The 14957-nt window shown below is 62.5% G+C and carries 11 protein-coding genes; all 11 read right to left on the bottom strand.

Going from position 1 to position 14957, the window contains the following annotated elements:
* Positions 1 to 77 precede the first annotated feature (77 nt).
* Positions 78 to 1187 carry a hypothetical protein gene (locus tag H8A92_RS03310; protein ID WP_229194431.1) on the bottom strand — a complete coding sequence of 370 codons (1110 nt, stop codon included), beginning with the start codon at positions 1185 to 1187 and terminating at the stop codon, positions 78 to 80.
* A gap of 85 nt (positions 1188 to 1272) precedes the next feature.
* Complete coding sequence (locus tag H8A92_RS03305; RefSeq protein ID WP_229194430.1) at positions 1273 to 3990, bottom strand: CehA/McbA family metallohydrolase; 2718 nt, start codon at positions 3988 to 3990, stop codon at positions 1273 to 1275.
* Between the two features lie 65 nt (positions 3991 to 4055).
* Positions 4056 to 5321 (bottom strand): ABC transporter substrate-binding protein, encoded by a 1266-nt coding sequence (locus H8A92_RS03300; protein ID WP_274613204.1) that lies wholly within the window; start codon positions 5319 to 5321, stop codon positions 4056 to 4058.
* A gap of 17 nt (positions 5322 to 5338) precedes the next feature.
* Entirely contained in the window at positions 5339 to 6184 is an 846-nt protein-coding gene (locus H8A92_RS03295; RefSeq protein WP_229194428.1) for a carbohydrate ABC transporter permease, read from the bottom strand.
* A gap of 516 nt (positions 6185 to 6700) precedes the next feature.
* Complete coding sequence (locus H8A92_RS03290) at positions 6701 to 7753, bottom strand: hypothetical protein (RefSeq protein ID WP_229194427.1); 1053 nt, start codon at positions 7751 to 7753, stop codon at positions 6701 to 6703.
* Between the two features lie 26 nt (positions 7754 to 7779).
* The gene (locus H8A92_RS03285) at positions 7780 to 9192 is read right to left on the bottom strand and encodes an amidase (RefSeq protein ID WP_229194426.1); all 1413 of its coding nucleotides are present in this window, start codon (positions 9190 to 9192) and stop codon (positions 7780 to 7782) included.
* The gene (locus H8A92_RS03280) at positions 9189 to 9395 is read right to left on the bottom strand and encodes a hypothetical protein (RefSeq protein ID WP_229194425.1); all 207 of its coding nucleotides are present in this window, start codon (positions 9393 to 9395) and stop codon (positions 9189 to 9191) included. The genes H8A92_RS03285 and H8A92_RS03280 overlap by 4 nt, the downstream gene beginning before the upstream one ends.
* Positions 9396 to 9688: 293 nt before the next feature.
* Positions 9689 to 10387: a cyclase family protein gene (locus tag H8A92_RS03275; RefSeq protein WP_229194424.1), complete on the bottom strand. Its 699-nt coding sequence runs from the start codon at positions 10385 to 10387 to the stop codon at positions 9689 to 9691.
* Between the two features lie 543 nt (positions 10388 to 10930).
* Entirely contained in the window at positions 10931 to 12373 is a 1443-nt protein-coding gene (locus H8A92_RS03270) for an ABC transporter substrate-binding protein (protein WP_229194423.1), read from the bottom strand.
* Positions 12374 to 12405: 32 nt separating this feature from the next.
* Positions 12406 to 13368: a carbohydrate ABC transporter permease gene (locus H8A92_RS03265; protein ID WP_229194422.1), complete on the bottom strand. Its 963-nt coding sequence runs from the start codon at positions 13366 to 13368 to the stop codon at positions 12406 to 12408.
* Positions 13368 to 14543 (bottom strand): ABC transporter ATP-binding protein, encoded by a 1176-nt coding sequence (locus H8A92_RS03260; protein WP_229194421.1) that lies wholly within the window; start codon positions 14541 to 14543, stop codon positions 13368 to 13370. The genes H8A92_RS03265 and H8A92_RS03260 overlap by 1 nt, the downstream gene beginning before the upstream one ends.
* Between the last annotated feature and the right edge of the window lie 414 nt (positions 14544 to 14957).

The following is a 14957-nucleotide window of genomic DNA, read 5'->3' as shown; positions in this document are numbered from 1 at the left end:
CGGTCAGCCCTGACCACCGGACCACGCATCTCGAAGGAGCACTGAACAGGCTCGTCTTCCGGGCGTTTCAGCCGAGGTCAGCCATCCCGGTCCTCCGCTGCTGGCAACGTCTCAAGATCCATGAAGGCCCGCAGTTCGTCCGTCACGGCTGTCAGTTGCCGGTTGAGATCCGCCAGTGCTCTGGCTGTTGCGCGTGCGCCCGTTTCGCCGACAAAGAAAAAGTGCCCTCCCTCGACGGTACGGTTCATGACCCTCGGCCACTCGCCGGCCAGGGCACGCAGCCGCCGCCAACTCTCCGGCGGCAGCCGCGTGAGATCAGTTCCTGCGAGATGGTTGCGCAGCAGCCCCATCAGACCGATGGCGCTCCATATCGCGGCGTCGGCCAAAGCGTGCTCAGCGTCGGAGGATGCCGTGGGTGAAATCGTCGCGCACAGCGGCGCCTGTTCGAAGGTGAAGGCCTGCGAGTCTGCCAGGGCGGCTTCAAGGCTGGTGAACCGGCCATCCACATCGAGGCGATCGATCTCGCCGCGAAGCATGAGCGGGCCCTCTCCGTGATAGTGGATGCCGTGTGTTTCCAAACTGATGACCGTGCGGCCGGCCATCCGGTTCACCTCTTCCAGGCCGGCAATCGTGCTGCGGTGGTAGAGGCTGGAATCCCACAGGCCATCTGCCGTGACCGGCTCGCCTTCGGCGAGGCGTGGCGAGAGGCCCGGCCAGGGCGGACGCGCGCAAAGCGACACAAAGCCGGTCATGAGGACACCGCGCTCCTTCAGAGCACGATTGAGGCGCAACACGCCCTTGCCGGCCATGCTCCAGCCGGCCACCAGCACGGGCCGCCTGCCGACCATGTTCGCCGTGACGTCCGCCACGCCCGCCGCCCACCTCGACAGCGTCATGAAGGGATCGGGCTTGGAAAACACCGGATGACTGCTCGGATAGGAGATGGCGAGTAGCGCCAATCCAAAGGCCTCAAGATGGTAGTCCAGAAAATCTTTGCGCCGCGCTTCGGGATGACCATAGGCCACGCGGGCAAGGTGAGCTCCTCCTGGCAGGAACAGCACGACGGGTGCACCGGCCTCGAGACGAGCGTGCACCAGAAACTCGCCCGCGGCATTCGCGACGAGCTCCTCCCGGTCGAAGGGCGGCGACCGCCCCCGGGCGTTTCGTTCAGGGCCGGACCGGATCATGAATCCGTTCCCATGAGCGCAGCAGGGGCACGGGCCGACGAAACCCCGATCCCTGGGCTATATTGGTGCGATCGCGCTCGAGCCATCAGTCATCGGCCTTTTCACCGGCCGCGCTCATCCAGTTCGGGCGTGCCAGCGGGTGATCGCGCAGGATCGCCTGCCGCCCTTCGTCAACGCGCGCCAGATGACGTCGGCGCTGGTGATCGCTGCGCCAAACGGCAAGCTTCTCCAGGTAGGCTGCGCCTCCTTCCAACAGCGTGAGCAACTCGCTTGCATCCCTTGTCGAGCTTTGACGGCGGTTGCCGACGACGACGTAGACAGCTGACGTATGGGCGCCGATGTCGATGGGGTGTTGTGTGTGCAACCTGCCGCGGCCGAAACAACGCGCCGCGAGCCATGAGCTGTGGTCGATGGTGACTGTTGCATCCAGGCTAGCCGCCAGCCCGCCAGCACCTGCCTTTGCGCTGGCGATGACCTGACCATTCTGTACAATGTCGATGACTTCAAAGGGCTGGGACGAGCGGGCTTCCGCCCTGATGCGCAGTTGCCCGCCTTCCTCGGCCAGCTGAATCTCTTCCCCCGGCATCTTCCCGTCGACGCACAGTTCCAGCATCGGGCCGGTGGAGACAAACGTATGTCCGTGCGCGATGGCGGTACACCATCTGGCGTAATCGAATTGCGCGCCATCGCCGAGGAAGGCGTAGGTGCGCAGCGCACCAAGCGCGGTGCCGTTGGACATCTTGTCGGTGCCCCCGACAGCAGGCAGGCGATAGCCCGCATTGAGGTAGGTGTACCATTGCCCGACGCCAGGACAGTCAAACGGCGTCTTTCCCCAACGACCGTCGATGTGGAGATGGGCCGTGAAATCAAAGTTGAACCATCTGACTTCCACGGCGTCGATCAGGCCCAGCGCAATGGCTGCAGTCGCCTCTGCATGCGGCGTGGGAGTGAGCTGGTTGAACACAAGGCCGCCTTGCATCTTGCAGGCCGCGCACCAGTCAACCAGGCTGACGTCCTCCCACCCGCCGATCTCGTCCCGTTCCGCCCCGCCACTCGACAGCGGCAGGACCGGTTCCTTGAGGTTCAGCAAAAAGACGTCGCCCATCATGTGATGACGGTTTTCGCTGTCGACGCGCACTATTCGATCGTTTGAGCCATTGTCGTGTTCGCGGGCAATGCCATGGCCGACGCCTGTAAAGGCGCGCCCCCATTGAGCGGCCAGCAGGTTGGTGACGTTGACGTCTTCCGCCGCGCTTTCCAGCCCGGCTGTCACGGGATCAAGAAAATGGACATGGACATCGCCGCAATACCAGCCGCGCCGGCGGATATCGCTCCACCGGTCGAGTTCGAAGAGCAGTTCGGTTTGCCCTTTTTGAATCTCGAGAGCTGTGCGGACGACTTTGTATTCGAAGCCGTGAACGATTTCCGCGGCGATTTTTCCGACCGGCAGCATGATTTCGAAACGGCCAGGAACGTAGGCATAATTCATGCTGCCGAGCCGGAGGTCGCCCCCGACGTTCTGGCCCCAGGCATCGTCGACAAATGCCGCATGAGCGAGCGGTGGCAAATACTCGCCGTGCTCGCCGCGGAAATGAACACGTGAAGGCAGCTCCTTGCCGTCGGCGCCATCGACCACCCGCACCGAGATCCGGACCCAATCGTGAGCGGCCAGCTTGATCGGCGACCTGTTCTCGAGAATATCCTGCCAGCGAAACCTGAGAAGTGAATTCCCCTTGCGCAGGAGCAAGTGGGCCTGTTGCGCAGCCGTGATCTGCGCATAGATCGCGGTAGCCGGCCCTTGAGGCAGCGGCGTTCCCCACCCCTTGACCGAAGCAGCCAGCCACTCCTCGGTCGATTCCCGCGGCAAGACCGAACACTGGGTAATCGCCCCGAGGTCGATGGCGAGAGCGAGCTCTTCGGGCGCAACGCCGCTGACCGGGACAAATCCTGGATCCGGCCCGTAGTCATCCGGACAAGCCTCGCTGATCTTGCTGTCGGCCAGGGCGGCGAGGTCGATGATGACGCCTTCCCTAGGCCCGCAGCGCAGCGGATTGGCTGAATTGACCGAGAGGGTCATTCCGGCGATGAGCACTAGATCGGCTTGGTGAGCCGTCAACTCGATCGCGACGATCTCTTTCATCGGCGAGGGATTTTCGAGCGCCATCAGCCAGTAGGTCTGGCGGCTGCCTGCCGGGGCGGTCGTGATGCCGGTAAAGCGCGCCCGGCTGTCGACCGGCAGGTCCTGGCCCTCGAGGCTCGGGTGCAATGGCTGATAGCGCGTGTGAGGTAGTGCAGCATACCCTTGGGTGCCGATTGTCCCTTGCCGCCCTGCAATTTCGAATCGCCGCCGGACGGGAACGTGCACGCGTCCGCCATCAGTAAACACAATTGTGTAGGTCGCCAGCAGTTCGCCGCGCTGTGCGTTCCGCTGTTCGAGATCGGTAAAGTGAGCAACCAGAATGCCGGCAGCGCGCTGCGGCTTCTGCAATCGGACCGTCTCTCGCCGCACGAACAAGCCAGCCCGGTCGGTCAATGCAAGCCAGCAACGCCCATTGTTGCCTGCGGGATCAACAAGGTTGAATGGAATGCCATGAAAAAACTGGCGGCCTGCGAGGAAGCCCTCCAGAGCAGTCCCGCCGCCGGAGGGCCATTGCCGCACTGCCGGTCCCCGCTCGCTCCAGCGCCAGTCACCGTCGGCGGGCTGATGCGGTCCCGCATTGGCATACGGCGCGAGATCAATCGAAATAAAGCGAGGGCCGTCTTCCGTCGCAGAGGAGTCAAGATCAGGCTGGATGGGCTTCATTTCGCTCCCGGTCGAAGTCGGCGACAAGTGCCTTCGGTTTGCAGCAGGGATGAGCGGGGTCTTGCTCAGTGTGGCAGCAGTGCATCCACGTCCTTCCTGAGGCTTGAAAGGGCTGCGGCTGGATCCTGCTTCTGCGAGACCACGAGGTAGCAGTGATCCTCGATGGTCTTGATGATCCTGGAGTTGTTCTCGCCCGGGAACGAGAACCACCCGGTCATCATCGAAATGCGCTGACTGGCGATGCGATGTTCGGGGTGCTGGTCGAAGAACCTGCCGAGCCCGCCAGGATCGTTGATCGCCGCCTGGTTCACCGGCACGTAGCCGGTGGCCTCGACCATGATGGTCTGACCGGCCGGTCCTGCCGCGAACTTGATATAGTCCCAGCACGCTTTCTGCTTGTCCGGATCATCGGTCAGGATGGCCATCCCATTGCCGCCTGCCGGAAGCCTTGCGGTCTGTGAAGCGACCGGCAATGATCCGACCTTCAGCTTGAAATTGCCGGCCGCCGATTGCTGAAAACCTGTCAACAAGCTGCTTGCAGTGAACAGGATGCCGAGCGTTCCTGCCCGGAATGCTTGCCGGGCCTGCTCCGTGTTGAGCGCCGGCTGACCTTCCCTTGCAAGACGCTGCAACAATTGCAGTGCCTGAAGACCGGCGGGGCCGTCGAACGTGATCCTTGTTTCGTCCTCGCTCATCATGCGGCCGCCGAAGGCGCCCACCAACGTCTGAAACGACCAGCCGTTGTTGGTGTATTCGACATACAGGCCGCTGGTGCCCTCGCCCAAGCCAGCGATCTTCCTGCCAAGCGCGATCACGCCGTCCCAGTCCTGGGGCAGGTTGTCGGGGTCACCACCGGCCCTCCTGACGAGATCGATATTGTAGAAGAGCACGGGAACGGAAATCGCGAACGGGAGCGCACAGGTTTTTCCGCCGTAGCGCGCAAACGAGGTCATGGCATCCGGGACGCCGATCGTTTTCCAGGCCGGATCGCCCGCGATAAACCCATCGAGCGGCACCGCGATCCCGCGATCAGCCAAAGGGCGGATCTGGTTCAGCCCCTGATGCGTGATGTCAGGCAGCTGCTTCGTTATGTTCTGCCGCAATGTCTGCTGGACGAGACCGTCGTAGTCGACGGCCGGACTATCAAGAACGACGTTGATATCGGGGCGCGCATCCATGAAACCCTGCGCGAGCGACTGGTACAGCCCCCGCGCGGGGGCTGACGCATAGGAAAGGCGGATCGTGAGCCGCGAACCCGCACGGGCGTTCAGGATCGGCGTCGCGGCGGCAGCAGTCGCAGTCGACAGGAAAGCCCTGCGTGAAAGAAACATCGATCGGCTCCATTGATCTATTGTTTGACGGCCCCGCCAGTCAGGCCCTCGACGAACCAGCGCTGGGCAGCAAGAAAGGCGATGACAAGAGGCAGCACGACGAGCGTAGATGCCGCCATGAGAGGACCGTAGTCGTTGCCGGCCTCCCCGTTTTTGAAGGCCATGATGCCAAGCGGCGGCGGCATCAGCGACTGGTCGCGCACCGCAATCAGCGGCCAAAAAAGATCGTTCCAGTGACCGACGACTGAAAAGATCGAGAAGGCGACGATCGCCGGCAGAGCCATCGGCAGCATGATCCGCAAGACGATCGCGAGCTCGGAAAGGCCGTCGAGACGCGCGGCGTGGACCACGTCGTCAGGAACGGTCTTGAAAAACTGCCGGAACAGAAAGATGCCGAAGGGCGAGACGACGTAGGGGAAGACGAGCGCCGCGTAGGTGTTGAGGATCCCAAGCTGGTAGCCGAGGATGAAGAGCGGCAGGGAAAGTACCTGTTGCGGGAGCAGCAGACCGATCAGGACCATGCCGAACAGCAGGTCCCGGCCAGGAAAGCGAAGCTTGGCGAGCGCATATGCGCAAGGTGCGCAAACGATGATCTGGAGCGACAGGATAAGCGTACAGACGATGAGGCCGTTGCCCAAATAGCGCGGCAGCGGCGCCTCGGTGAGCGCCTTGGTGTAATTCTCGACGCCGTGGAACTGCGTGGGCCAGAAGGAAGCGCGGAAGATTTCGCCTGGCGGCTTGATCGACAGCAGCACCATCCACACGAAGGGAGCGAGCATCAAAGTGGCGGTGACAAGCAGTACGGCATGCCGAAACACCGCGCCAGCTGGCGACAGGCGGCCCGTCGAAGTGATGCTGTTCATTGGCAGCGCACCGCGCCGTCCATGGCGCGGGCCTGGGGCATGGCGAGCGTCGTGACCACGGCGGAAACCACAGCTGCGTCCCCGGCCAGTTCTGATGCTCTCAATAGACGCGCGTCCATAGCCACTACCCATCGAACCCTTGCGAAGCACGGCTGCAACGTTTGTGATCGAACGCGTCGCCGTTAAGGGAGAGCAAACACACCCGCATTGCTACGAGTGGATGACACACATCGAATAATTCGATCCATTGTTGCGCAAATGCGATGCCTCAGGGGCCGGCGTTTGCTCCTCAAAGGTCGAAATGAGTTTCAGGCGACAAATCCAGCGTTCGTCTGTCCGCGGACGGCGCTCGGCTTATGAGCACTTCCAATCCAGACGAAAAGGAACCCAGTGCCGGATCACGCACATGATGATCTCGCGCGCATTGCGGATCGCAGTCTTGAACGCGTCCGCTATCGCGGCGATTCAGGAAAGCTTGCCTCAGGTGCTCTATGGACCCCTGGTCGTACAGGACTTTCATTCCAGCAGCGCACTGATTTCGGCGCGAAGCTTGCGCACCTCGGAAGACAAATCCGTGATATGACGAGCTGTTTGCTCAGCCCCGCGTGCGCCTACGAAGAAGAAATGCCCGCCAACGACGTCTCTGGATAAACGCGAGGGAAGCGTCTGGGTCAAGGCACGTAGTTCCCTCCACCGTGCGGCATCGAAATCGAGCGCGTGGGCTTGCGCGCGTATCTTCTGTATATTGAAGAAATTCCAGTTGATCCGGTCACCCAGCGCGTGCCCGTCGTCGGACCGATCCGTGGGACTGATCGTCGCGGTCAACGGAAATTCGGAGAAGGAAGAGGCCTTCATATCGTCATGAGCGTGCTCGAAATTCCAAAACGGACTCCCACCCGAGAAACGTTGGGGAGTTCCGCGGAGCATGACGGGCGTGTTGCAGAGATAATTTTCGAGATACGATTGCTCGTCGAGAATCCTGTGACCATTGATCTGATTTTGATACGAGAGGCTTGGCAGAAACCCATCTATATACACGCCTCCTGTCCAGAGGCCGTCCGGCGTCAGCGGATCGCCACCCCGTTGTACGAAATTGAGCCCGGCGATCGGCGGCGAAGCGGCCAGCGACAGAAAGCAGGCGGCATCGATACCGCGGGCCTTTAGTGCTGTGTTGACGGCGGCGACCGAGCGACCGGCCATGCTCCACATCGCGACCACGACAGGACGGTCTGGCGTTTCGCGAAGGACCTCGGAAGTCACGGAAGCAATCCAGTTCGCCCAACCCGCGATGGTCAGGTCAGGGGCGATCGCGCCAACGCAAGGGTGATCGGTCGGATACGACAGGGCAAGGAGCCCTAGACCGTCTTGCTCGAGCCAGTGATCCAGGAAGTCGGTCCGATCGGAACATGGATCGCCGTAACTAATGCGAGCCAGATGCACCCCACCGGGCAAAAATACTACAAGCGGACGGTCGTGGCTTCCATCTCTGAAGTACTTCAGGCCAGCTATTCCAGCTAACTCGGCACGCTCTTCGCCTGCGTACAGCAGTCCGGTTTCCGGTCGTCTCATGATCGTTTTCTCTGTTTGAAGCGTGTTTAATGAATTGGTGGCAGTCGGAGGTGCCAGTCGGTGACGCCTTGATAGGCGTGGGCGACGGCCAGGAGCGTGACTTCGTCGAATGGCCGGCCGACGAGCTGGCAGGCGACCGGCATTCCGTCCGGGGTGAAACCGCAAGGCACCGTCAGTGCGGGCAGCCCCAGATAGTTGAAGGGTCTTGTGTAGATGTTGACGACGCGGCTGCGGTTGAAGTCTTCGGCGAAGCGCCGGTCGCGCATCTCGTCGATCGTCGGCGGCGAAACTGGCAAGGCCGGCGTTACAAGGACATCCGCATCCGCGAATACCTGTTCACAGAATTCACGCAGGTAGCGCCCCCGCAACGCCAGCGCCTCGAGATAACGCGTCGCCGGGATGAAGTTGCCGCGCTGCAGCTGATCGCGATTGGGCTGCGTGATTTCGGCGCCGTGCTGGCGCAGATGGTGGCCGAACACGGTCGCGGTTTCGCAATCGCTGAGCACCGAGGCGAGGTCCCAAAGCAGGTGCCCGTCAGGAAGATCTTTCGGCTCGATCGCGGCGCCTTCGCGCGCCAAAGCTTCCTGGAGGCTGGCCAATGCATCGGCCACATGGTCATCCACCGTGGACCAGAACCGCCGCTGGACGGCAACGCGGATCCCGACGAGCCTTATGGAAAGGCCAGCCTCATAATCCGGAACGGCTTCGTCGCTGGAGGTCGGATCACGCGCATCAAAGCCACTGATGCAGCCGAGCATTCTGGCCACGTCGCGGGCCGTGCGCGCCATCGGCCCGATCGTATCGAGAGACCAGGAGCGAGTGAGTGCGCCATGCCGGCTGACCCGGCCAGAGGTCGGCTTCAGCCCCACCACACCGCATGCGGCAGCGGGAATCCGGATTGATCCTCCCGTGCAGGATCCAAGAGAGCCGAAGGTCAGGCGGGCGGCCAGCGCGGAAGCCGGTCCGTACGATGAGCCTGGGTTGAATTTTTGCGTATTCCACGGGTTGTGGCATGCCCCCAACGGCTCCTCGCCCGGCGTATCGAAGCCCGCGAGCTCGGTCATGTTGAGGGTCCCGATCTCGATAGCGCCGGCCGTGTCCAGCCGCTGCAGCACGGTCGCGGTCTCGCTCGCGATCTCGCCTGAAAAAGTCCGCGTGCCGCAGCTCGAGGCCCGGCCGGCTCTCGAGAACATGTCCTTGTGCGCAAGCGGCACGCCATGCAGGGCACCGAGGATGCGACCTTCAGCAAGGCTGCGGTCGGCATGACGGGCCGAAGCCAGCGCTTCTTCCCGACTGATCGCGACAAAAGCGTTTATGCGCGGTTGCCACGCATCGATCCGGTCGAGACAGGCCGTGACCGCCTGGTAGGACGATATGCGGCGTTGTTTGATCGCGTCCGCCAGCTCGCACAGGCCCGACGACGTGATATCCCCCGTCACGACGAAGCCCTCGGGCGCTTCTGCAGTGCCAGCATCCGGGCGAACTGCGCCGGCTCATCACCTCTTGCCAGCTGCGATGCGCTCGCCCGGACAAGCGAATTCAACCGGACGACATGATCAGCAAGCGCCGCCGCACGCGGCTCCTCCAATGGCAAACCGTGCAACTCGTTCGCCAAATCGGATATGGTTTCCTTTTTCAGCATGTGAATGCGCTCAACGCCCTCCTTTTGTCACCGTCCATCAGGCAATGAATGCTCGGGCGATCCGCCCGCGGCATTCTTCCCTCCGGTCATGCGAGCAAAGGTCAGCAGCATCTTCGCTATCGGTCATGACGAACCGGGATGAGCGGTGCGCAATGCAGGACACTCGCGAAAGACCGAAGGCGCAGCGCCGGGTTCTGCCCGAAAGCGACGCTGTCCCCGCATGACGGACGCGAGCTCGCGACTGTAGATGGCCCGCCGCGGCCCGCGATCGCATCAAACGGAGCATCGACCCGCTAGCCCTGTTCATTCAGGACGGCAACCGCGCGGATCGGGCTCGCAGTACCGCCGCGGATCCTGAGCGGAAATCCGATGAAGCGAAATCGGCCTTTGCCGACGAGCTTGTCGAGATTCCACATGCACTCGATATGCGTGATGCCGCGGGCCGCGCAGGCGAGGTGCGCTTTGTAATTGGCCTCGCCTTCCGGTGCCGGGCTGATCGCCTCGACGCCGAACATCAGGATTTTGCGGTCGGCGAGCCAATGCACGGCATCGACATGAAGGCCAGGAAAGTCGTGCAGATAGCCGGGCGTCCCCCACAGGCGTCGGTTCACGCCCATCTCGATGAGCACGGTGTCGCGCGGCCTGATCTGCTGGCCTGATCGCACGAGAGCCTCTTCCATCTTGGCAACCGTGATCTCATGCCTCAACGGTGCATGCGATAGATCGAGGCAGATCGCCTCGGTATAGAAATCCTCCAGGGGAATCTGGTCGATCGAGGGCGCACGAGGGTCCGGGTTGAAATGGCAAGGCGCGTCCACATGGGTTCCCGAATGGTCGCTAAGCGACAGCGCCCAGGATTTCGAGGTGAATCGCGTCGCGCCGGCCTGCTTGATCTCGTCGTGATCGTTCCAGACTCCCATGATGATCGGCGGATGCATATGGGGCGCCGGGGCGCGATGGTGTAGTTCGCGGCTTAGATCAATCAGCTGCATGCCTGACGTCTCCTGGTAATTTCATCTTGGCGGGTCTCCTTGCGCGCTAATCACGCCACGGGCCTTTTGGAGCTGGATTCCGGCCGTTGGATCATGCTCGCTGCGATCGTCGACGCCTCGAGCTTCGCCACGAGGAGCTTCCTCCTCTCGCCCGCGCTTCGTTTTGAGCCGGCACATCAGGACCGTAGGCGCTCCGCGGACGAGATCCCTGCGCGTCCGCACGAGCGCGGTCCTCCCGCTCGATGCGAACCGTCGCCCGGCAGTCTGCGAGACCGCTTGTCGGTCCCATGCACGCCACGCTCGTTTCCAGGAAACGACGCCCTGGCAGCTCGCCCCGAGGCGAACGGAGCCGCCATCCTGCTCGGACCCGTCATGGATCGCGGGCGCGTCGATCGAGAGAGATAAAGCGAACATCCCCGGCTTTCCGGATGCGAGCGTATTCGAGCGGATTCATCGCGTTCTCGGTTCGTCATTTCCGCGAAGCAGGGAAGATTGGCAGCAGCGGCGGCCAACGGCTTGCGGGCGCTCGCAGACGAGCTTTGCTCAGTGTGGCAGCAGGGCATCGACGTCCTTCCTGAGGCTCGAAAGGGCTGTGGCCGGATCCTGCTTCTGCGAGACCACGAGGTAGGAGTGATCTTCGATCGTCTTGATGATCCTGGAGTTGTTCTCGCCCGGAAACGAGAACCAACCGGTCATCATCGTGATGCGCTCATTTGCGATGCGATGTTCGGGGTGCTGGTCGAAGAACCTGCCGAGCCCGCCAGGATCGCTGATCGCCGCCTGGTTCACCGGCACGTAGCCGGTCGCCTCGACCATGATGGTCTGACCGGCCGGTCCTGTGGCAAACTTGATATAGTCCCAGCACGCCTTCTGCTTGTCTGGGTCGTCAGTCAGGACGACGATGCCGTTGCCGGCGGCGGGCAGTTTGTCCGTCTCCGCGGAGACCGGGATCGGTCCGACCTTGAGCTCGAAATTGCCAGCGGCGGACTGCTGATAGCCATTCAGGGCGCTGCTTGCGCCAAAGAGTATACCGAGCGTTCCGGCCCGGAATGCCTGCCGCGCCTGATCCCTTTCAAGAGAAGGCTGACCTTCTATTCCGAGACGGTGCAACAATTGCAGCGCCTGAAGACCGGCGGGGCCGTCGAACGCGACCCCTGTTTCGTCCTCGTTCATCATGCGGCCGCCAAAGGCGCCCACCAACGTCTGGAACGACCAGCCGTTGTTGGTGTATTCGACATAGAGGCCGCTGGTGCCCTCGCCCAAGCCAGCGATCTTCCTGCCAAGCGCGATCACGCCATCCCAGTCCTGGGGCAGGTTGTCGGGATCGCCACCGGCCCTCCTGACGAGATCGATGTTGTAGAAGAGCACGGGAACGGAAATCGCGAACGGGAGCGCATAGGTTTTCCCGCCGTAGCGCGCGAACGACGTCATGGCATCCGGGACGCCGATCGTTTTCCAGGCCGGATCGCCCGCGATAAAGCCGTCGAGCGGCACCGCGATCCCGCGATCGGCCAGAGGGCGGATCTGGTTCAGCCCCTGATGCGTGATGTCAGGCAGCTGCTTCGTTATGTTCTGCCGCAACGTCTGCTGGACAAGACTGTCGTAGTCGACCGCGGGACCATCAAGAATGATCCCGATGTCAGCCCGCGCCTCCATGAAACGCCGCGCGAGCGTCTCATAGAGGCCTTTGAGCGAGGCCGGAGCATAGCAGAGCCTGATCGTTGTCTGGGGTCGCGCGTGGGCTTTGAGCACCGGCGTTGCGGCCGCAGCAGATGCCATCGACAGGAACGTCCTGCGCGAAGGAAACATCGATCGTCTCCCTTGATCCGTCGTGTGCTCGGCTTCGCCGCCCGTCCCGACGAACCGTCCTAGAGCCCCGAAACGTTTTCGCGCGGCGACCTTGGCGAAAGTGATACGATCAGCGGAGATCGACGGGACCAGGCGCTCCGCCGACGGGCAGCACGGCATGTCGGTGAAATGCGGCAAACGGCGACAGCTGTCGGCAGACGCTATGATGCTCATTGATAATGCACCGTTCGGTCCATGGCGCGGACCTGAATCAGCGTGAGCGTCACGACGATGGCGAGAAAGACGACGGCGACCGCTGCACCATATCCGGCGTGCAGATACTCGAAACTCTCCCGATACAGCGTGTAGAGCAGGACTTCCGACGCGTGACCGGGCCCTCCCTGCGTAAGCACTTTGACGGTGTCGAACGTCTCGAACGCCCTCAGCGCCACGACGATGACGACGAACATGGATACCGGACCAAGCATCGGAAGCGTGACGGTACGCAGCCGGTCGAACCCAAGATCCGCGCCGTCGATATCGGCCGCGTCGTAAAGGTCCTGCGGGATGCTTTTGAGACCGGCGAGGAACAGCACCATGGCGTAGCCGAGGTTCTGCCAGATACCGATGACGGCGAGCACCGGGAGCGCGGTATTTTCGTCACGCAGCCAGTTGGCGACCGGCAGGCCGAAGGCGGCAAGCGTCTGGTTGACGAGGCCGATCGTTGGATGCAGCAGCGCGTCCCAGGCGATCGCCGTGGCGGTGATCGTCGCCATGAACGGCAGAAAGTGGACGGCCCGGTAAAAGGACCGGCAGGATTTGCCGCTTTCGACAAGAAGCGCGACCAGAAGACCGACCACGACCGTGCCCGGCACGACGATCAGGACGTAGAGGATCGTATTGAGGAGCGAAGTCTTGAATCCCGGGTCGGCAAGCACCTGTCGGAAGTTGGCGAGGCCGACGAACGAAAGAGATCGGGACCCGAACTGCCAGTCCGTGAGAGCGATGACGAAGACCGCCGTCACTGGCAGAAAGAACAGCACCACCAGAAAGAAAGTGGCTGGCCCTGCCAGCGTCCAGGCCGCCAGCGCTTGCGCAAGACCTCCTCCGCGCTCCGTGCGGAACGACGCCCGATCGCCAGCGATCGGGCAAGGTTCGTCGGCAGCGCCGGGAAGCACGATGGTCCTGTTCATCAGGCGATCTCCCGGACCGCCGCGATCGATCCCCGGCCCTGTCCCACATCCTGGCGCAATCGCCGTCCGTCGCGAGCAAAGAGCAGCAGCCGATCCGCCCGCACGCCGAGATGCAGGGTCTGGCCAGATGCGATCTGGGGCGCGCGTTCGGCCCGCAATCTCGCGAGCACAGGCTGATCGACGCCAGGCAGGCAAAGATGCACGAAGAGATCAGATCCCATATGCTCGACGAGCCGCACGGAGCCAGTTAGCGTGTCCGGTCCGCCATGTTCGGCGAGCTCAAGGGCCTCGGGGCGGATACCGAGGGTGAGAGGTGCGCTGGCAGCCGCATCGGCCTTGATCCTGAGCGTCGACCCGGCAACATCGATCAAGCCGCGTTCACGCACCACGCCATCGAGCAAGTTGATCCTCGGCGAACCAATGAATTCGGCAACACGTCTGTCATCGGGGTCCGCATAAATGTCTTGCGGAGGCGAGACTTGCAGCAGCTCGCCGTCAAGCATTACTGCGACCCGGTCCGACAGGGTCATGGCCTCCGCCTGATCATGGGTGACATAGACGAAGGTGGCGCCGAGCCGCCGATGTAGTTCCTTGATCTCGGCGCGCATCTGCACTCGCAGAGCGGCGTCGAGGTTGGACAGCGGCTCGTCCATCAGGAAAACGGCGGGATGGCGCACCATCGCCCGGCCCACGGCCACGCGTTGCCGCTGGCCGCCGGAGAGCTGTCCCGGTTTGCGGCCCAGCAGATGGGCGATGCCGAGCGAGCGCGCCACTCTCGTCACCTCCGCTTCGATTTCCGCGGTGATCCGCGCGCGCCCAGGCACCAGATGACCGAGGAGAGATACCCTCTGAATCGCCGACAGACGGCGCATCCGGAGCGGCAACGCCATGTTGGAGGCGACCGTCATATGGGGATAGAGCGCGTAGGACTGAAACACCATCGCAACGTCCCGCGACTTTGGCCGCAGCCCATCCACGGCACGCCCGCCGATCGAAATTGAACCTGCGTCCTGCACCTCGAGCCCGGCCACGATGCGCAGCAGCGTCGACTTTCCACAGCCCGATGGCCCCAACAGCGTCAGGAACTCGCCGTCCGCGATCGACAGCGACACCCCCCGCAGGACGGATGTCGGGCCATAGTTCTTCCGAACGCCGTCAACCTGCAGGGATGCCATAGCTTCGCTTCCAGACCATCATGAAACCTGACGTGTTCGCGAGTTCGCGACCGGTTCAAGACGCGTTTCGCTACGATTGAATGACAATCATCGAATAACTCGATGTGAAATTGCAAACATACGATGCGAGCTCTGAGCAGCCCCGAAGACGCGAACAGCGACGCGCTAAGGACAAGCGAACGCCTAGGCTTTTCAAGCAGCGGACTTCCGTTGCGCTTTACATCTTCCGGCGCCTGCCAATCGGAATTGGCGGTCGCGGTGCGCGACGGCGAGCCGGGAGTACCAATGCACTCGGGCGCCTTTCCCGCCATGCTTCGTGTTTCACGCCCTTGTCGCATCGAGCAACCCCGTCATGAATATCGGCTGCTTGTCCCTCCGTCGTTTTGGCCGACCGCCGCTTCGACGCGCCGATTG

This window comes from Bradyrhizobium acaciae, assembly GCF_020889785.1.
GTDB lineage: Bacteria > Pseudomonadota > Alphaproteobacteria > Rhizobiales > Xanthobacteraceae > Bradyrhizobium > Bradyrhizobium acaciae.
The sequence above is the reverse complement of the archived record's forward strand: the minus strand, read 5'-3'. Positions and strand labels throughout refer to the sequence as shown.